Annotated in this window: 19 protein-coding genes; 10 read left to right on the top strand and 9 right to left on the bottom strand. The window is 71.2% G+C overall.

Annotated elements, in window-relative coordinates; all coding sequences use genetic code 11:
* A partial coding sequence (locus tag KY469_01340) for a sulfite oxidase (GenBank protein MBW3661715.1) occupies window positions 1-954 on the top strand: 954 nt, incomplete at its 5' end.
* A gap of 19 nt (window positions 955-973) precedes the next feature.
* Here KY469_01340 and KY469_01335 read toward each other — a convergent pair.
* Genes KY469_01335 through KY469_01325 form a run of 3 tightly spaced genes read right to left on the bottom strand, consistent with a single transcriptional unit; the run spans window position 974 to window position 3,190 of the window.
* Window positions 974-1,426 carry a hypothetical protein gene (locus KY469_01335; protein ID MBW3661714.1) on the bottom strand — a complete coding sequence of 151 codons (453 nt, stop codon included), beginning with the start codon at window positions 1,424-1,426 and terminating at the stop codon, window positions 974-976.
* Window positions 1,427-1,466: 40 nt separating this feature from the next.
* Window positions 1,467-2,420, bottom strand: a complete 954-nt coding sequence (locus KY469_01330; GenBank protein MBW3661713.1) for a TIGR03557 family F420-dependent LLM class oxidoreductase — start codon at window positions 2,418-2,420, stop codon at window positions 1,467-1,469.
* Window positions 2,417-3,190 (bottom strand): aldo/keto reductase, encoded by a 774-nt coding sequence (locus tag KY469_01325; protein ID MBW3661712.1) that lies wholly within the window; start codon window positions 3,188-3,190, stop codon window positions 2,417-2,419. Before KY469_01325 ends, KY469_01330 begins: the two co-directional genes overlap by 4 nt.
* A 168-nt stretch (window positions 3,191-3,358) precedes the next feature.
* Here KY469_01325 and KY469_01320 point away from each other — a divergent pair, with 168 nt between their 5' ends.
* From KY469_01320 to KY469_01310, 3 genes are all read left to right on the top strand, one after another.
* Window positions 3,359-4,228 (top strand): LLM class flavin-dependent oxidoreductase, encoded by an 870-nt coding sequence (locus KY469_01320; GenBank protein ID MBW3661711.1) that lies wholly within the window; start codon window positions 3,359-3,361, stop codon window positions 4,226-4,228.
* 120 nt (window positions 4,229-4,348) lie between these two features.
* The gene (locus KY469_01315) at window positions 4,349-5,287 is read left to right on the top strand and encodes an AraC family transcriptional regulator (GenBank protein ID MBW3661710.1); all 939 of its coding nucleotides are present in this window, start codon (window positions 4,349-4,351) and stop codon (window positions 5,285-5,287) included.
* 31 nt (window positions 5,288-5,318) lie between these two features.
* Window positions 5,319-6,596, top strand: coding sequence for an FG-GAP repeat protein (locus KY469_01310; GenBank protein MBW3661709.1), 1,278 nt, complete (start codon window positions 5,319-5,321; stop codon window positions 6,594-6,596).
* 186 nt (window positions 6,597-6,782) lie between these two features.
* On the opposite strand, the gene KY469_01305 is transcribed toward KY469_01310, so the two are convergent.
* On the bottom strand, window positions 6,783-7,244 hold the full coding sequence (locus KY469_01305) for a MaoC family dehydratase (GenBank protein ID MBW3661708.1): 462 nt from the start codon (window positions 7,242-7,244) through the stop codon (window positions 6,783-6,785).
* Between the two features lie 225 nt (window positions 7,245-7,469).
* Between KY469_01305 and KY469_01300 the strand changes: the two genes are divergently transcribed.
* Window positions 7,470-7,916: a sigma-70 family RNA polymerase sigma factor gene (locus tag KY469_01300; protein MBW3661707.1), complete on the top strand. Its 447-nt coding sequence runs from the start codon at window positions 7,470-7,472 to the stop codon at window positions 7,914-7,916.
* 262 nt (window positions 7,917-8,178) lie between these two features.
* Window positions 8,179-8,892, top strand: a complete 714-nt coding sequence (locus tag KY469_01295) for a hypothetical protein (GenBank protein ID MBW3661706.1) — start codon at window positions 8,179-8,181, stop codon at window positions 8,890-8,892.
* 57 nt (window positions 8,893-8,949) lie between these two features.
* Here KY469_01295 and KY469_01290 read toward each other — a convergent pair whose 3' ends face one another.
* Genes KY469_01290 through KY469_01275 form a run of 4 tightly spaced genes read right to left on the bottom strand, consistent with a single transcriptional unit; the run spans window position 8,950 to window position 12,836 of the window.
* Window positions 8,950-9,729 carry an SDR family oxidoreductase gene (locus KY469_01290; GenBank protein ID MBW3661705.1) on the bottom strand — a complete coding sequence of 260 codons (780 nt, stop codon included), beginning with the start codon at window positions 9,727-9,729 and terminating at the stop codon, window positions 8,950-8,952.
* Window positions 9,722-10,624 carry an SDR family NAD(P)-dependent oxidoreductase gene (locus tag KY469_01285; protein MBW3661704.1) on the bottom strand — a complete coding sequence of 301 codons (903 nt, stop codon included), beginning with the start codon at window positions 10,622-10,624 and terminating at the stop codon, window positions 9,722-9,724. The genes KY469_01290 and KY469_01285 overlap by 8 nt, the downstream gene beginning before the upstream one ends.
* A complete protein-coding gene (locus KY469_01280; GenBank protein ID MBW3661703.1) occupies window positions 10,621-11,646 on the bottom strand; it encodes an acyl-CoA/acyl-ACP dehydrogenase in 1,026 nt (341 codons plus the stop codon). The genes KY469_01285 and KY469_01280 overlap by 4 nt, the downstream gene beginning before the upstream one ends.
* Window positions 11,647-11,648: 2 nt before the next feature.
* Window positions 11,649-12,836, bottom strand: coding sequence for an acyl-CoA dehydrogenase family protein (locus KY469_01275; GenBank protein ID MBW3661702.1), 1,188 nt, complete (start codon window positions 12,834-12,836; stop codon window positions 11,649-11,651).
* A gap of 165 nt (window positions 12,837-13,001) precedes the next feature.
* Here KY469_01275 and KY469_01270 point away from each other — a divergent pair, with 165 nt between their 5' ends.
* The 3 genes from KY469_01270 to KY469_01260 all read left to right on the top strand — a co-directional run bounded on the left by KY469_01270 (window position 13,002) and on the right by KY469_01260 (window position 15,546).
* Window positions 13,002-13,934: a cyclase family protein gene (locus KY469_01270; GenBank protein ID MBW3661701.1), complete on the top strand. Its 933-nt coding sequence runs from the start codon at window positions 13,002-13,004 to the stop codon at window positions 13,932-13,934.
* 165 nt (window positions 13,935-14,099) lie between these two features.
* Window positions 14,100-14,354: a hypothetical protein gene (locus KY469_01265; GenBank protein ID MBW3661700.1), complete on the top strand. Its 255-nt coding sequence runs from the start codon at window positions 14,100-14,102 to the stop codon at window positions 14,352-14,354.
* A 40-nt stretch (window positions 14,355-14,394) separates the two neighbouring features.
* Window positions 14,395-15,546, top strand: coding sequence for an NAD(P)/FAD-dependent oxidoreductase (locus KY469_01260; protein MBW3661699.1), 1,152 nt, complete (start codon window positions 14,395-14,397; stop codon window positions 15,544-15,546).
* Window positions 15,547-15,562: 16 nt separating this feature from the next.
* On the opposite strand, the gene KY469_01255 is transcribed toward KY469_01260, so the two are convergent.
* Window positions 15,563-17,851, bottom strand: coding sequence for a carboxypeptidase (locus tag KY469_01255; GenBank protein ID MBW3661698.1), 2,289 nt, complete (start codon window positions 17,849-17,851; stop codon window positions 15,563-15,565).
* A 350-nt stretch (window positions 17,852-18,201) separates the two neighbouring features.
* Here KY469_01255 and KY469_01250 point away from each other — a divergent pair, with 350 nt between their 5' ends.
* Window positions 18,202-18,660: a nuclear transport factor 2 family protein gene (locus KY469_01250; protein MBW3661697.1), complete on the top strand. Its 459-nt coding sequence runs from the start codon at window positions 18,202-18,204 to the stop codon at window positions 18,658-18,660.

The following is an 18,660-nucleotide window of genomic DNA, read 5'->3' as shown; positions in this document are numbered from 1 at the left end:
TACCTGCTGAACCACTACGACATCCCGGAGCTCGACGAGCAGCGGTGGCGGTTGCGCGTGCACGGCTCGGTCCAGCGCGAGGTGCAGCTCGACCTCGACCGGTTGCGTGCGCTCCCGCAGGTCACGCGCACCGTCACGATGGAGTGCGCCGGGAACGGCCGCGCCAGGCTGACGCCGCGCCCGCTCAGCCAACCGTGGCTGCACGAGGCGATCGGCAACGCCCGCTGGACCGGCGTGCTCGTGGACGACGTGCTCGCCGAGGCGGGCGTCGGGGAGGGGGCCATCGAGGCCGTTTTCACCGGCGCCGACCGCGGCGTCGAGGCCGGTATCGAGCAGTCCTACCAGCGCTCCGTGGACGTGGATGAGCTGCGCGACACCGGCGCGTTGCTCGCCTACGAGCTCAACGGCGCCCCGCTGCCTCCCCAGCACGGCGCCCCCCTGCGCCTGGTCGTGCCGGGCTGGTACGGGATGACCAACGTGAAGTGGGTCACCTCCATCGAACTCGTCGACGAACCGTTCGACGGTTTCCAGCAGTCACGCTCGTACCGGTTCCGGCAGTCACCGGACGAACCCGGAGAGCCGGTCACGCGCATGCACGTCCGCTCGCTGCTGATCCCGCCGGGGATGCCGGACTTCTTCTCGCGTCGACGCATGGTCGATCGAGGCGAGGTCGAGTTGCGCGGACGTGCCTGGTCCGGTGTCGCGCCGATCGACGCGGTCGAGGTGTCGACCGACGACGGCCGCTCGTGGCGATCCGCCGAGCTGTCGCCACCGGACGACCCTGGCGCCTGGACCGGCTTCCGGTTCGTGTGGGAAGCCGCCGCGGCGGGCGACACCGTGCTGATGTGCCGGGCGACCGATGCCGCCGGCAACCGCCAACCCGACGAGCCGGACTGGAACCTGGGCGGCTACGCCGTCAACGCCGCGCACCGCGTCGAGGTGACGGTCCGCTAGACGCGGGGCGCGGACGCGGTCAGTTGCGCGAGTCGAGCCAGCGGTACGCGAGCCCGGTGGCCACGGCGTAGACGAGGTGGTGCCAGGCGTCGACCGCGACCTGTTCAGCGCCCCACTCGGTCGCGGGCGGCGACACGTCGAGGGCCGGGAGGGTGAGCTGCTCGGCGCCCCACACCGCCCCGAAGTGGGCGGCGTCGGCAGCCGGGGGTGGCATCAGCGTGCCGAGCACACCACGGACGGCGCCCCATCCGGTCCCGTAGGCCCAGTGCACGAGGTTGCCGAAACGCTGCTCGGCCTCCTCGTCGCTGAACTGCTCGATGTCGAGCACCTTCGAGGCCGCGTCGGCAGGAGCGTTGCTCGCACCGCGGTCTCGCAGCTTCATCTCCAAGCTGCTCGACAGGGTCATCGCGGCGGTTCCGGCGAGACCCGCGGCCAGGCCCTTGCCCACGTTGGCGGCGAGCTGTGCGATCACGGTGTCTCCTTCATCACGGACGGTGCCACATCGGTGCCGTTCACTCCACGGTCAGCAACCTCTCTGCGACGAGGTGGAGGAACTCCTCCTGCGCTGGGCCGATCTGGTGCAGGCTCAGGTGGGTGACGCCGGCATCGGCGAAGCTCTCCATCGCCTTCTCGACCTCGGCCAGGTCGTCCGTCACGACCGCTGCCGCGAGCGCGGCTTCCTCGTCGAGGTTGGCGGCGACCGAGGCGAAGTCGCTCGGCAGGCGCAGATCCGCCCCGGCCGTTCCCACGCCTCCGACGGGCCACCACTCGAGGGCGGTGCTGCGGGCGGCGTCACGGTCCTCGTCCCAGCACAGCATCAGCTTCCCGTACACGGGGCGCTCATCGTCGCCACGCTCGCCGTGGAACCGCGCGATCACGTCAGCGTTGGGACCGTCGACGAACAGAGCGTCCGCGACGCGCCCCGCGAGCCCCGCCGCGACGGGTCCTGAGGCGGCGATGAGCACCGGCGGTGGATCGTCCGGCAGCGAGTACAGGCGCGCGTCCTCGACGCGGAAGTAGCGACCCCGGTGCGCGACGAGCTCGCCGGTGAACAGCTGACGGATGACGTCGACCGCCTCCTCGAGCATGTCGAGGCGCTCGCGCGGTGCGGGCCACCGCTGGCCGGTGATGTGCTCGTTGAGGTTCTCCCCCGACCCCAGGCCGAGCCCGAACCGGCCGGGCATCATCGTCGCGGTGGTCGCAGCCGCCTGCGCCACGATGGCGGGGTGGATGCGGATCGTGGGGCAGGTCACGGCGGTCACGACCTCGAGCGCCTCCGTCGCACGGGCGATGCCGCCCAGCACGCTCCACACGAAGGGGCTCTCGCCCTGGGTATCGAGCCACGGGTGGAAGTGGTCGGAGATGGTCGCGAACCCGAACCCCGCACGCTCGGCGGCCACGGCGAGGTCCACGAGCCTTGTCGCCGCGTGCTCCTCTGCCGACAGGTGGTAGCCCAGCTGCATCAGCCGTCTCCGAGCGCGGCGATACGACGCCGGTCGTCGTCGGTCAGGGCGAAGTCGAACACGTCGAGGTTCTCCTGACGGTGAACGGGATCGCTGGAACGGGGGATCGTCGCCACCAGCTCCTGATCGAGCAGCCAGCGGATCGCGACCTGCTGCGCGGTCTTGCCGTAGGCCCGGCCGATCTCCTCGAGGGTCGCGTCGCCGACGAGGCTGCCCGTGTCCAGCGGCGAGTAGGCGGTGACGAGGATGTCGCGCTCACGAGCCGCCGCGACGATCGCGTCCTGCCGGTTCCCCGGGTGGTACTCGATCTGGTTGGTCAGGATGGGCGCGTGCTCCGTCGCCTGCAGCATCAGGTCGACGTCGAAGTTGCTCACGCCGAGGTGCCGGACGCGGCCGGCGTCCTGCTGCTCGCGCATCGCCCCGAGCGTCTCCTCGAGCGGTACGTCCGAGGAGGGCTGGTGGATCAGCAGGAGGTCGAGGTGGTCGGTGCCGAGCTCGCGCAGGCTCGCCTCGGTCGCGGCCGTGACCGAGTCGCGGTCGAGCGCACTCGCGGGGACCTTCGTGACGAGGAAGATCTCCTCGCGAGGGATGCCGCTGTCGCTGATGCCGCCCCCGACCTCGGTCTCGTTGCCGTACTTGCGCGCCGTGTCGATGTGCCGGTACCCCAGCTCCAACGCGTGCCGGACGCCCTCTCGGCAGTCCGGTCCGCGCAGCTCCCAGGTCCCGAAACCGAGGGCGGGAACCGTCTCGCCCTGCACCTCGACGTGCTCCACGTCGTGCTCCTCGCTCGAACCACTCCCAAGGTTCGGGGCAGAGGATGGTCACGTCGGGCCCTCGGACCGGTCGTTGGGCCAGGGACAGGTGGTGCGCGTCAGCTGACGCTAGCCACGAAGCGAGTCATCGGATCCTCCGGCATCCTGTGCGAGAGCAAGGAGTGGATCTTGAGCGAACAGCACGTCCTGTTCGGGCTGTTCCCCTCGCCACAGGCGGACGATCACGCGAGCACCGTGCGGCTGGTCCAGCTGGCGGAGGAACTCGGCCTCGACCTGATCGGCATCCAGGACCATCCCTACCAGCGGCGGTTCCTCGACACGTTCACGCTGATCGCCGACCTCCTGGCGCGGACGGAACGGATCCGCATCTTCCCTGACGTGGCGAACCTGCCACTGCGGGGGGCGGCGATGATCGCGAAGGCCGCAGCTTCGATGGACGTGATGTCGGGGGGCCGGTTCGAGCTGGGACTCGGGGCCGGCGGGATGTGGGATGCGATCGCGGCGATGGGCGGTCCCCGACGCGAACCAGGCGAGGCCGTCGATGCGCTGCTGGAGTCGATCGAGGTCATCCGCCAGCTGTGGAGCGGCGAGCGTGGCCTGCGCCACGACGGCGAGCACTACCGGCTGGCGGGGGTGCACAGCGGACCGGTCCCGGTGCACGACATCGGCATCTGGCTGGGGGCCTACGGTCCCAGGATGCTCGGGGTGGTCGGCCGCCACGCCGACGGCTGGCTGCCATCGTCCCCCTACGCCCCGCCCGATCGGCTGCCGCAGATGCACCAGCGCATCGACGAGGCGGCGGAGGAGGCGGGGCGCGACCCAGCAGAGATCCTGCGGCTGTACAACATCAACGGCCGCATCACCGACGGTCCCACCAACGAGTGGTTGGTGGGCGATCAGGACCACTGGTCACAGGAGTTGCTCCAGCTCCGTGACGAGCACCGCATCCAGGGGTTCATCTTCTGGCCCGACGGCGACGACCACGAGCGCCAGATCCGTGCCTTCGCCGAGCTCGCATCGGAGCTGCGGGGCGCTTGACGGCGGCTGCAGTCGAGCGGGTGCAGATCGACCCGGTAGCCGGGTCCCGATGCACACGCTCGGGTGGTCGCGGGGGACTACGGTCGGGGGCGGAACCGCTCGGGACGGATGGGGTCGAGGATGCGGCGCACACCTGCGTGGCTGGGGGAGGTGTCCGACCGTGTCCGGCTGAGGGCGAGCGGCGTCGACCCCGCCGTGGTCCTGGGCGAGTTCCACTGCGCGCCCGGCGACCCGATCTGGGGTCAACGCAACGACATCGGCCCGGTCCCCCACATCGTGTTCCCGGGGACGGGCGTCGGGATCGCCCCTGAAGGCGGCTCGCCGTTCACTGCGGACGCCACCCAGATCGTCCTCTACGACGCGGGCAGACCCTACCGACGGCGCTTGGTGGATCCGCGAGGGGACCACTGCACCTTCCTCGCCATCCACCCCACGTCGCTCGGAGCGCTGGCTGCCGAGCACGCGCTCGCGGGTGTCACCGGCTCGGTCGCCCGGCCGCGTTTCGTGACCGGGCGCACGGTCGCGACGACGCCCACGGTCCTGCTCCTGCGCGCGCTCCTTGCTGAGCTGCGATCCGGCGAGCCCGATCAGCTCCTCGTCGACGAGGCGCTCGTGCGGCTCGTCGGGGCGGCGCTCGGAGGCGGGGAGGCTGGCGAGGGAACGGCCCTCCGGTCGGAGGCGACGCGTCGGCGACACGAGCGACTGGTCGAGGACACCAAGGCTCTCATCGCCAGCGACCCAGCACGGTCGTGGGCGCTCGCCGACCTGGGCCGCACGGTCGGGGCGTCCTCGTTCCACCTCCACCGGGTCTTCCGCGCGACGACCGGCATGACGATCCACACGTACCAGCAACGGCTGCGTCTCCGCGAGGCCCTGGCGGTGCTGGGCGCAGGGACCGAGGACCTGGCGAGTCTCGCGCACGGACTGGGGTTCTCCAGCCATAGTCACTTCACGGACCGCTTCCGCCGCGAGTTCGGCGTCACGCCGTCTGCGGCCCGCCGTCTGCGGCGCAGCGAGTTGCGCAAGATGGTGACAGCGATGGAGGGGACCGCTACCTAGCGTCCCCGGTCCACCCGACCGAGGGACAGCGATGCGCATCCGTGGGACCCTGCTCGCCGCCACCGTCCTGATGGTGCTCGCCGCCGCGACGGCGGTACCGGCCGGGGCCTTCATCGATGACGACCCCGTGATCCACGACCTCACTGGCCAGGGGCCCTTCTACGGGTGGGCGGTCAGCGAGCTCACGGACGTCGACTCCGACGGTGTCACGGACTGGATCACCGGCTCGATAGGAGCCGACGACTTCTCGGGGTTCACCCAGGTCGTCTCGGGAGCCACCGGCACCGGGCTGTTCCGCTTCCACGGGGCGCCAGCCGAGCTGCACGGCTACGCGATCGCGGACGTCGGCGACGTCGACGCCGACGGCACGCCCGACATCGTCGCGGGCGCGCCGGGGTTCGCCGGTCCCGGGACCGTGTACGTCTACTCGGGTGCTGACGGCTCGACGCTCCTGACGCTGCACGGCGAGGCCGATGGTGACTTCTTCGGCTCGGCGGTCGCGGCTGCCGGAGACGTCGACGGTGATGGGCACGACGACGTGCTCGTCGGGGCCGAGAACAACGACGCGAGCGGAGCCGAGTCGGGACGGGCCTACGTCTTCTCCGGCGTGGACGGGACGCTGATCCGGATCCTGGAGCCCGAGGGATCAGGCGATCTGTTCGGCTCCGCGACCGATGCCGTCGCCGACCTCGACGGCGACGGCATCGATGAGCATGTGATCGGGGCGCGCGACGCCGGCGACGAAGCGCGGGGCGAGATCTACGTGTTCCGCGGCGCCGACGGGTCGCGCCTGTACGAGTTCGAGGCGTCGCCCACGGGCGAGAACCTCGGCTACTTCTTCGTCGCGGGGCTCCGCGACGTCGACGGTGACGGAACCGCCGACATCTACGGCGCCGACTTCGACGACGCACACAAGGGCGTCGACACCGGCAAGGCGTTCGTGTGGTCGGGGGCGGACGGCTCGCTCATCCACGAGTGGGTGGGGAAGCAGAAGGGCGTGGGTCTCGGGCCGGGGCGGGGCGCGGGCGATGTCGACGGCGACGGACACGAGGACCTCATCATCGGTTCGTGGATCGACGACTTCGGTGGACCGGACGCCGGCAAGGTCACGGTGTACTCCGGAGCCGACGGGAAGCGGCTGCGGACCATCGTGGGCGACCAGCCGGGCCACTCGTTCGGCTTCGACGCGGTCGGACTCGGCGACACCGACGGCGATGGCCTCATCGACTTCCTCGTCTCGGCGGCCAGCGGCGATCACGTCTACGTCATGGCCGGCGTCCCTGCCGGCGACGCCAAGCACCGCCGTTGAGTCCCGAGCGGGTGCCGATCGACCCGGTCCGCGGCTCCGCATGCCCACGCTTCCGTGACAGCGAGCCGAGCGGGTGCAGTTCGACCCGGTGGCCGGGTCCGGATGCACACGCTCGCGTGACAGCGGGCCGAGCGGGTGCAGATCGACCCGGTAGCCGGGTCGCGATGCACACGCTCGCGTGAGCACTCAGAGGAGGTAGCGGCTGAGAGCCTCGACGACGCAGCCGGGCTTGTCCTGGCCGCGGACCTGCACGGTCAGCGTCATCGTGGTCTGGATGCCCCCGGGGACGTCGTCGACCGCCGTCAGCTCCGCCCCGGCCCGGACCCAGCTGCCCACCGGGACCGCGGCGGGGAAGCGCACCTTGTCGGCCCCGTAGTTGAGGCCCATCGAGAACCCGCGGACCTCGACGATCTGGGGCAGGAACAGGTTCGACAGCGCCAACGTGAGGTACCCGTGCGCGATGGTCCCGCCGTACGGCGTCTCGGAGGCGGCACGTTGCGGATCGACGTGGATCCACTGGTGGTCACCGGTCGCGTCGGCGAACAGGTCGATGCGTCCCTGGGTGATCTCGAGCCAGTCGGAGTAGCCGAGGTGCGTCCCGACGGCCCCGCGCACGGCGTCAGATCCCTCGAGAACGGTCGGGGGCACGTCGCGCTCCTGGGTCGGTTCCGATCGCGACCGTAACGCGACACGACCTCTCGGCGATGACTCCGATGAGGGACCATCCGCCCGGGTCCGCTCGATGATCCCAGACTCGCCAGGGGCGGCGGGGAGAAGCACACGGTCGAGCACGACCACGACGAGATCATCGCCGCAGCCCAGGCGAACCAACCCTGGGCGCTTCGACGTCTCTACGAGGACCTCGCCCCGGTCGTGACCGGGTACCTGCGCGTCCAGGGCGCTACCGACCCCGACGACCTCGCGAGCGAGGTCTTCCTCGGGGTCTTCCGCAACCTGCACCGCTTCGAGGGCGACGAGGCCGCCTTCCGGTCGTGGGTGTTCACGATCGCTCACCGCCGCATCATCGATGACCGCCGCCGTCGCGGACGGCGGCCGCGCACCGTGCCTCTGGACGACGTGGACGTCAGCCACGAAGAGACGTTCGAGGACGAGGTCGCGGCGAGGGCCGACCTGGAACGTCTGAAGCCGGTCATCGACCGGCTGCCTAAGGATCAGCGCGATGCCCTGCTGCTGCGCGTCCTCGGAGACCTCGATCACGAGGAGGCAGCAGAAGCGATGGGCAAGCGTCCCGGGACCGTCCGGGTCCTGCAGCACCGGGCGCTCAAGCGGCTGCGCCAGGAACTGAGCGAGGAGCTGTAACGCCGATCGGAGCAGCGACGATTACGGGAGTGAGATGCGGAAACGACGGAACCTTCGAGACGCGACGGCCGAGGCGGTCCTCGGCGGAGCGACGCCAGCCGACCGGCCGGAACTCGACCCGGTGGCTCGCTACCTGGTCGAGCTCCGCCACGCCGCCGACGCCACGGATGCCCGTCCCCATCCCGCACTGGCCACGGCCCTCGAACGAGGGCTGTCACCGACCCATGACGCGACCGTGCACCGGTCGCCTAGGAGGAAGAACATGCTGGAGATCGCTCTCGCGAAGCTCGCGAGCCTGACGCTGGTCGCCAAAGCCGGCCTCGGCGTCGGCGTCGCCGTCGCATCGATCGGCGGAGCCGGAGCCGCGGGGGTCTTGCCCGGCGCCGCCCAGGACACCGTCGCCGGGATCGTCGAGACCGTGACACCCTTCGACCTTCCCGACAGCAGCGATGCCGAGTTCGGTGAGCGCGTGAGCACCGACGCGACCGACCCCGACGCTCCTGGCGTCGACGGTCCCACCGTCGCCGACGAGGCCTCGAACGGTCGCAGCGGCGAAGGCACCGACGCGGATGAGAGCGCGGATGAGAGCTCCGAGTTCGGCGACCGCGTCAGCGACGACGCCGCTGACCCCGATGACCCTGGCGTCGACGGTCCCACCGTCGCGGACGAGGCCTCCAACGGCACCAGCAGCGAGCCCGGTAGCGGGGACAGCGCCCCGCCCGCCAGTGGCGAGGAAGGGACCGACCGCGCGGATGACACCCCCGCGCCCAACTCCGTGCCGTCGCCGGTTCCGCCGGAGGATGCCGGCAGCGACGCCGAGGGCACCGCACCCGAGGACCCCGAGGACAGCGGCGACGCCTACACCCCCGAGGACCCCGAGGACAGCGGTGACGAGTACCGCCCCGAGGACCCCGAGGACAGCGGCGACGCCTACACCCCCGAGGACGTCCCGTCGCAGCCCACGAGCCGTCCGTAACCCCGAGCACCATGCGATCGGCCCCCGCCATGGCGGGGGCCGATCTGCGTTCGCGGGTCACGGGTGCTGGCTACTGACCGAGAGGACCTCACCGGTCAGGTAGCTCGACAGGTCGCTGGCGAGGAACACGACGACGTTGGCGACCTCCCACGGTGTCGCGGAGCGACCGAGCGCCGCGTCACGCTCGAGCTCGTCGAGCAGGTCCTGGCCGGTGACCTTCGCGAGGTGCTCGTGGATGGCGAGGCTGGGGCTGACGGCGTTCACCCGGACGCCGTGGGGCGCGGCCTCGATGGCGGCGGCGCGGGTCAGCGCCATAACCCCGGCCTTGGCCGCCCCGTAGTGCCCCTGCCCCGCCTGGGCGCGCCAGCCCAGCACGGATGCGTTGTTGATCACCGTTCCCTGCTTCCGCGGGATCAGGTGGCGCAGCGCGGCGCGGGTGCAGCGGAACGTCCCGGTCAAGGTCACGTCGATGACGCGTGCCCACTCATCGTCGGTCATGTCGACGAGATCGGCTCGGCCGCCGAGGCCGGCGTTGTTGAACACGATGTCGAGGTGGCCCAGCGCGCCGATCGCCCCCTCGAACAGCGCATCCACCTGATCCCGGTCGCTGACGTCGCAGGCGACGGCGTGGTGGGTCCGGTCGGTCTCGTCGTTGAGCTGCTCCAGGGCCTCACGCAGGCGGCGCTCGTGGCGGTCGCTGAGCACGATGGTCGCGCCCTCCTCGGCCATGCGCTTGGCGGTCGCGAACCCGATGCCGGTCCCGGCGGCAGCCGTGACGAGCGCGTGCTTGCCGGCGAGGAGGTGGCGAGGCTCGGGGTACGGAGGCGGCTCAGGCACCTGGACTCCTCTCCCACTCGTGGCCCGCGAACTCACGGACGAGATCGTCGAGCTCCCAACGGCGGTCGCGGTCACGCTCCTCGGCGTAGGGCCAGCCCCGGAGGAGCTTCAGCTCGCCGCCGCGCACGAACACGACCTGGCCCGTGGCGGGGTTGAGGTCTCGCGGGGCGGCGAGCCAGGCGACGACGGTCGCGACGTTGGCCGGGTCGAACACATCGAACGCATCAGGATCGTCCGGAGCGGCGACCATCTCGGCCATCGCCTCGACCTCGGTCGTCATCCGGGTCCGCGCCGCCGGTGAGATCGCGTTGACGCGGACGCCGTAGCGCTCGAGTTCATCGGCGAGCGTCACCGTCAGCCCGGCGATACCGGCCTTGGCCGCCGCGTAGTTCGACTGGCCGGGCTGGCTGAACAGCCCGGCGTTGCTCGTGGTCATCACGACCGCCGCGTCGACGGCATCGCCGGCCTTCGACCGCTCGCGCCAGTACCCGGCCAGCACCCGCGTGGGGCAGAAGTGCGCACGGAGGTGGCCGCGAACGATGGCGTCCCACTCGACCTCGTCCATCGACACGAACATGCGGTCGCGGAGCATCCCGCCGGAGTTGACCAGGGCATCGACCTGCGCGAACTCGTCGAGCGCCTGCGCCAACGTCGCCTCGGCGCCGGACATCGTCGCGATGTCCTCGGCGTTGCCCACGGCCTCGGCCCCGAGCGCGCGGACCTCCTCGACGACCTGCTGCACGCGTGTCGGGTCGTTGCCGCTGCCGTCGCGTGACGTGCCGAGGTCGTTGAGGACGAGCCGAGCTCCCTGACGCGCGAACTCACGCGCGTACGCCGAGCCGAGCCCACCGGCGGCTCCGGTGATGACGCAGACGCGGCCATCGAGCGCGGTCACCGAGACTCCTCGTCGAACAGGTCCGCCGCGATGCGACGCCGGTGCTCCCGAGCCGAGCCGTACGCCTGCTGCAGCGCCAGCCCCCGTTTGAGCCACAGGTGCAGGTCGTGCTCCCAGGTGAAGCCGATGCCGCCGTGGAGCTGCAACGCGACCCGGTTGGCGAGGCTCGCGGCGTCGTTGGCCGCGGCCTTGGCGACGGCAGCGGCGTGCGCGCGGTCGGGACCGTCGTCGTCGATAGCCCCGGCGGCGTGCCACACCGCCCCGCCCGCAGCGGTCAGCGCGACATGCACGTCCGCCAGCTGGTGCTGCACCGCCTGGAACGCCCCGATGGGTTGGCCGAACTGCTGGCGCGTGCGGGCGTACTCGACCGTGGTGTCGAGCAGACGCCGGGCGATCCCCGTTTGGAGTGCCGCGGTGCCGACCGCGCCACGGTCACGCGCTGGCTCCAGGATGGCCGGACGGTGCGTGACCGCGCTCCGGCTATCCACGATGGCGTGGGCATCGAAGAGCCTGCGGGCGCGGTCCTCCGTCACGACGGGTTCGGCGCCGAAGTCGGTCAGTGCGAAGAGGCTGCCCTCGATCTCGGTGAGGAGGAGGTCCGCGACATCGGCGTCCACGACGTACGGGGCGCCACCGAGCTGGACGGTCACGATGGCATCGCCAGCGGCGATGCGTTCGAGCCAGCCGTGTGCCCACGCCCCGCCGGGAGTCTCCTCGGCGAGGCGCGCGATCTCGGTGAGCAGCGGCACCCCGACGGCGACGGTCTCGAGCAGAGGCTCGGGCAGAGCGGCGTAGCCAGCCTCGCCGAGCACGAGCACGACCTCGCGGAAGCCCCCTCCACCACCTCCATGTTCCTGGGGGACGGTGAGGCCCGTGAGCCCGGCGTCGGCCAGCCGCTTCCAGACGTCGCGGCCGCGGTCCTCTCCGTCCCACAGCGCGCGGAGCCGCTTCGGCGGCGACGCCGCGGCGAACAGGTCGCGGGCCATCTCCCTCAGCGCGTGCTGTTCCTCGGTCGGGAACACGCTCACGCCTTCGGCAGCGCGAGCACGCGACGGGCGAGGATGTTGCGCTGGATCTCCGACGTGCCGGCGTAGATCGTCGCCGCGCGCGCGTACCAGTAGCGCGAGTGCCAACCGGCGACGTCGCGCAGCGGGGCGCGGTCGTCGAGGACCTCGCCGTGCGCCCCGAGCAGCTCGAGGCCGAACGCGTAGAGGTCGCGCTCGAGCTCCGACCACAGCAGCTTCGTCACCGACGCCCCGTCCCCGAGCGAGCCCCCGGCCGCGAGCGTCGCGACCGTCGCAGCTGCCTGATGGCGGTAGCACTCGACGCGGACGTGCAGACCCGCGATGCGGTCGCGCACGACGTCGTCCGTGTCGAGCCCAACGGCCCTCGCGATGTCGATGAGGTCGCGCAGGTCACGCTCGTAGCGGGCAGGCGGGGCGGCCGGGGCGTCACGCTCGGCGGCGAGCGTGGTCATGGCCACGGGCCAGCCGTCGTCGATCTCGCCGATGACCTGGTCGATGGGGACGCGGACATCGGTGAAGAACACCTCGCTGAAGCCGGCGTGTCCATCGAGTTGGATGATGGGGCGGACCTCGACGCCGTCGCTGCGCAGGTCGATGGCGACGAACGTGATGCCGGCGTGCTTGGTGGGTCCGTCGGGTGTCGAGTCGGCGCGCGGGGCGCTGAAGTTACTGGTGCGCACGAGCGCGAAGATCCAGTCGGCGTACGCCCCGTAGCTGGTCCAGATCTTCTGGCCGTTCACGACCAGGTCGTCACCGTCGCGCTCGGCGCGGGTGCGCAGCGATGCGAGGTCGCTGCCGGCATCGGGCTCGCTGAAGCCCTGCGACCAGATCGTGCGCGCGGCGAGGATGTCGGGCAGCCAGCGCTGTCGCTGTGCATCGGTCCCGTGCGCGAACAGCGTCGGGGCGAGCAGGTTCGTGCCGAGGACGGTCACGCGGTCGGGACCGTCCGCGCGGACGTACTCCTCCTCGAAGATCGCCTGCGTGACGACATCCGCGCCCCGACCGCCGTACTCCTCGGGCCAGTGCAGCGCCTGGAAGCCGGCCTCGTGCAGCTCTCGCTCCCACGACACGTGCTGCTCGAACGCTTCGGGTGAGCCGGGAGGCGGCAGATCGGGGACGTGGTCGGCGAGCCACGCGCGTGCCTCGTCGCGGAACGCGACGTGCGCTGAGGTAAGGGGCGGATCCACGACGGCCGAGCCTACCTGACGCCCCGTCAGGTCCCGTCCCGTGATCCTCCGGCCCCGCCATCTGGGCCCCCGCAGCTACCGCCTACAACGCCCTCGACGAACTTGAATGGTTGGATGCATCTGAGTGCCCCCAAGTATCCAAGTTCGTGAGGGACGGAGGTCGGGATGGCGGTACCTGAGGTGTTCGCGGAGCTCGCGGGGCGCGTGAACAACTGGGGACGGTGGGGCGACGACGACGAGTTCGGGACGCTGAACCTCGTCGACACCGTCGCGGTGAAGCGCGGCGCCGAGGCGGTGCAGAGCGGCGAGCGCATCTCGCTGGCGCTGCCCTTGCACGCCGACGGGGTCCAGACCGGGCTGGTCCCACCGGGGCGGCAGAACCCGGTGCACACGGTGGTCCAGGCCAACCACCGCCCGCACGACGATCCCGACTCCGTCGCGAGCAGCGACGACCGGCTCGAGCTGTGGCTGCAGGCCGCGACGCACTGGGACGCGCTGTCGCATGTCAGCTACCGGGGCAACCACTACAACGGCATCCCCACCGACGCCATCACGATGGAGGAGGGGGCGACCCGGCTCGGCATCGAGAAGGTCGAGGCGCTGGTATCGCGGGGCGTTCTGCTGGACGTCGCCAGAGCGCTCGGCTCCGAGCGGCTCGAACCCGGCTACGCCATCACGCCCGACGACCTCGACGCCGCGCTCGAACTCGCCGGCACGCAGCTGGAGGCGGGAGACATCGTGCTCGTCCGCACGGGGCAGATGATGCTCGCCCACGCCGGCGACCGGATGGGCTACCTCTACCCCGCCCCCGGCCTGTCGATGCACTGCGCCCCCTGGTTCCATGAGCGTGACGTCGCCGCCGTGGCCACCGACACGATCGGCCTCGAGGTGTACCCCAGCGAGATCGACGACTGGTCCCTGCCGGTCCACCTGCTCCACCTCGTCGAGATGGGGCTGCTGCAGGGGCAGAACTTCGACCTCGAAGAGCTCGCGGCCCAGTGCACCACCGACGACCGCTACACGTTCCTGCTCTCGGCACCACCCGAACCGGTTGTCGGGGCGTTCGGGGCGCCGGTGGTCCCCATCGCGGTGAGGTGACCCGGGGCGCGCAGCGCCGCCGGTGGCTCACCCGCGTGACCACCGTGCTCAGCCACCTCGTCTCGGCGGAGAAGATGCGCAGCCGCCGGGCCGCGCGGACGCGGTCGGGGACGCTCGCGAACGACCCTGCGCCACGTCCCCCTGCTCCTCGTCGGCCTCGGGCTCGTGACGCTCGAGGTGGTGCTCTGGGTCACCGGCGTCGTCGGTCCTGCCGTCGCCGCGGGGATCGTCCCGGTCGCCCTGCGCGTGGCGATGGTGCGCTACGAGATGGTCAGTGTCACCCGGACCTCTGGAGCCCGGCAGCGGGTCCACCGCAAGTCGGTGTACGTGACCGCGAAAGCGTTGCGGGACACGCAGATGTTCGCTGCTGGTCACCTCCTCGCCGTCATCGTCCTGCCGCGCGTGGTCGAGGCGCTCTGACCACCGCTACGGTGACCGTTCCTCGACCCAGGAGGGGCGTGTGGCGCGGGTGCTGGTCCTCGGCGGCGGCTTCGGCGGACTCGCCGGGGCGCACGAGTTGCGGACCCTGCTCCCCGACGAGCACGAGGTCACGGTCGTCGCGAGGGACGATCGTTTCTTCGCGGGGTTCGCCAAGCTCTGGGACCTGGGAGACGTCCGCCCGCTCGAGCAGGGCACGCGGTCGCTCACAGCGCTGAGCGAGCACGGGATCGGGTTCGTGCAGGCGACGGTCGACCGCATCGAGGCGGCAGCGGGACGGGTCGCGACCAGTACCGGCGATCTCGACGCGGACTTCCTGCTCGTCGCGCTGGGCGCGGTCGACGACCCCGATCACCGCGGGGCGCTCGCCGGTCCCGCTGCCCTGAACGTCTACGACGCCGACGCACTGCCGACGATCAAGCGCGCGCTCGACACGCTCGAGGGCGGACGCGTGATCGTCGGGGTACTCGGGGCGCCGTTCAAGTGCCCGCCCGCCCCGTTCGAGGCGGCCTTCGTCGTGGAGGAGCGACTCCGCCGCAACGGCAGCCGCGACCGCATCGAGGTGCACGTCGCCCACCCCGCCCCGATGACCCTGCCCGTGGCCGGGGCAGAAGCGAGCACCTTCATCGCGGAGGCGCTCGCCGAGCGCGGCATCGGACTGCACCTCGAGCACGGCTACGCCGCGCTCGACGGTGACGTCCGCACGGTCGCGTTCTCGAACGGCGAGACGATGGAGTTCAGCCTGTTCCTCGGCGTCCCGCGCAGCGTCCCTCCCCCGGTCGTGGCGGACAGCGACCTCGCCGGTGAGGGGGGATGGATCCGCCCCGACCGACTCACGCTCCGCACGGAGATCGACGGGGTCTACGCGGTCGGCGACTGCACGTTCATCCCCACCGCTGCCGGCCAGCCACTACCGATGGCGGGCGTGTTCGCGCGGGGCGAGGCGATCTCGGCGGCACGCAACATCGCGGCCGAGATCGTCGGAGGTGAGGAGTCGCACTTCGACGGCCACGGGTCCTGCTACCTCGAGCTGTGGGACCAGCGCGTCGCCGTCGTCGAGGGTGACTTCTACGCCGACGGTGGCCCCGTGGTCGGCCTGTCGCAGCCGACCACGGAGGCTTTCACCGCCAAGCAGCGCTTCGAGCAGCAGCTCCTCGACGCGTGGCTCGGCTGACCGCGGCCCGTGCGGTTCAGCCGCAGATCGCGCCCACGTCGACCTGCTCGCCCCGCTCGACCGCGACCCCAGCCTGCCCCGCGAGTCCCTCGGGCGTCATGCACGTGAGCGTCCAGCTCTCGAAGCTGCGAGGTGTCCGCTCGCCGATGACGTCCTGCGTCGACGCGTTCAGCGAGTACGCGGCCGTGGGGTTGATGATGTTCGTCACACGGAGGGTGTAGCTCCCCGCGGGGACACCTGCGCCGTCGGGACCGGTCCAGGACAGCGAGTTGATCGGTCCGAACTCGGTCGCCTCCGCGACCACCGCACCGTTGGGGTCGACCAGGCGCAGGTGGTACTCGGCGTAGTTGAACACCGTGCCGCTCAGGGTCGCGGCGGCACGGACGGTCGCGGTCAGGATGTCGGCGTCCTCGGTCACGACGAACGTGTGGTTGTTGGCGCGGATCCCGAGTGTCGGTGGGGTGACGTCGTTCACGGTCAGCTCGTCCTTTGGGTCGCTGAGGATCGGCGCCATCCGCGACTGCACGAAGGGGCGCGTCGAGGGGTTGACGTGCCACTCGAAGCTGCCGCCGTCATCCACGATCATCGCGGTCGCAACGGTGTCGCCGACGAGCGTGCCGTTCCACAGCGGGAAGACGCCGGTGCGCTCGAGGGTCAGCGTGGCGCCCGCCGGCGCCGTACCGGTGATCAGCGAGTGCGTCGTGGCGTCGACGGCGTTCTCGAACGCGATGAGCATCGCCTCACGGTTGCCGCCGCCCACCGTCTCGTGCTCGTGCTCGCCGCAGTCCGCAGCGTTCTCCGTCGTGACCGCGCCCGCGTTCTCGGGGGTCACGGCCTGAGCAGCGGCCGTCTCGCCGGTGTACTCGGCGATGACCTCCTCGAACGGCGGGTGGAACTCGGTAGGCCCGATCTCGAACGTGTAGCCGAACCCGCCGGTGGCGTTGTAGCTGTAGTCCTCGGTGGTGCCGGTGGTGTCGTACAGCTCCCAGCCGAACTGGTTGCTGTAGCCGTTCTGTGCGGCCATCAGCTCGCCCAGCCACTGCGCCCCGCGGTCACCCTCGGCGGTCGGGAAGCACTCGTCAGGCGAGAAGCCGACCGGGTTGCCGTCGGGGTGGATCGTGCTCGGCTGCACGCCGACGGGGCGAAGGATGAGGTTGGAGAAGGTGTGGTGGGTTATCAGGGTCGTCACCTGACGCGTGGAGATCAGCGAGCGGATGGCCTGCGTCTCGGGCTCCGAGAACGGGCCTGCGCCTCGGTAGGTCGCCGCCCACGGGTCCGGGGAGGCACCCGGCCCACCCCACAGGGCGCCGTAGTTACGGTTGAGATCGATGCCGGTCCCTGACCCGCCGGGCGAGGCGACCAGAAGGCACGTGCCCGCGGGGTGGGTGAAGCCGTCGAGGTAGCGGCAGTTCTTGCGCTTGTAAGCGTTGCCGGGCGTGGCGAGGATCGCGGTGGTGCCCGGGCCGAGGACGCTGTCCGGCACGCTGGTCACGGGGTCGTAGGTCTCGTCACGCAGGTCGATGAGGTCGCCCGAGGTGCGCGACGCGTCGAAGCCGTCGGGGTTGGACACGGGCACGATGATGGCCCGACCGCGGGTGAGCAGGTCGACGATGCGCTCGTGGTCTGGATGGTCGGGATCGGTGTAGCCCTGCAGCAGCTCGTAAGCGAACTCCATCGGCAGCTCCGCCGAGGGCCACTCCCTGGCGTGGTGGGCGCCGAACATGAGGAACACGGGGCGGCCGTCCTCGGGCTCGTTGACGTCGACGCCGATCTCGATCCCGGTCAGGTCCCGACCCTCGAGGGACTCGCCGATCGAGATGCGTTTGGCCACGTCGGGATGGTCGGAGACGAGCTGGTCGATCTCGTTGCCGAAATCCTCGAGCACCCGGTAGCTGTTGCGCCCGGAGGGCAAGTCGGTCGCGGGGTTGGCTGCCGCGAAGGCCGCGTCGAACTCGCGACGCTCGACCTCGCGCGCCACCAGATCGCCAATGCGAACATCCCACGTGAGCCCGGCCGCCCGCAGGGCCGCCTCGTCAGCCGAGGAGTGCAGCACGACCTCGACGTAGTCATGGCCCGCATGCTCGGTCAGGTCCAGGCCCAGGTCGGTGAGCCGGTCCTTGTCCGCTCGCGTGGGCGTGTCCACCGTGACGAGCTGCGGGGTGAAGTCGTCCGCGGCGGTCGGGGCGGATGCCGAGTCCGAACCGCCGCTCGCCGGCGCGAAGGCCAGCGCGAGCGCGGCTGCGGCGCACAGGGCGAGGGCGGTGCGCCCGCGGGTGACGACGGAGCGTCGCGGGGAGAGGAGCATGGAGGCTTCCCTTGGTCGCGGGCAGCGTCGGGCGACGCGCCGTCGGTTGCTGGACTTCTGGTTCGTACTTCGACGGCGCACGCCCGAGTTCCTTGTCGAGCGAAGGGAACTTTCTCGTGCGCTGTACGGTCCGGCGCTCCCCGGTCCGGGTCAGCCCGCGTATCCGCCTCCGACCACCTTGACCTGACGGAGCGTCAGGTTTCGGGCTAGGCTCGGAGGCGTGACCGATCAGGCCTCACCCCCCAGGCCGGCAACGCCGGCCCCTCCCCCCTCCAGGGGGGAGGCATGACCGATCAGGCCTCACCCCCAAGGCCGGCAACGCCGGCCCCTCCCCCCTCCAGGGGGGAGGCGTGACCGAGTGGGACACACGCGAGGTCTCTGACCGCCTGCAGATCGCGGAGCTGCTGGCGACCTACACGCACGCCATCGACGCGCGCGACTTCGACCTCGTCGCATCGTGCTTCACCGAGGACGCGACGCTCGACTACACGGCCAGCGGCGGACCGCGCGCGCCCCGCGACGAGTCGGTCGCGTGGCTCGCCGAGGGACTGTCCGGCATCCCCTTCACCCAGCACTACGTCACCAACCAACGCATCACGCTCGACGGCGACGACGCCACCTCGCGCGCCTACTTCCTGCACCCGCTCTCCCTCCCCGGTCGCCCCGAGCCCGTGCTGATGGGTGGCACGTACCTCGACCAGCTCCGCCGCACCGACGAGGGATGGCGCATCACCGAGCGGGTCCAGAGCCTCACCTGGGTCCAGGGCGTGGACCCCGCCACGCTCGGCGTGACCATCGACGGTGCCTGA

The sequence above is a fragment of the Actinomycetota bacterium genome, assembly GCA_019347575.1.
Lineage (GTDB): Bacteria > Actinomycetota > Nitriliruptoria > Nitriliruptorales > Nitriliruptoraceae > JAHWKY01.
The sequence above is the reverse complement of the archived record's forward strand: the minus strand, read 5'-3'. Positions and strand labels throughout refer to the sequence as shown.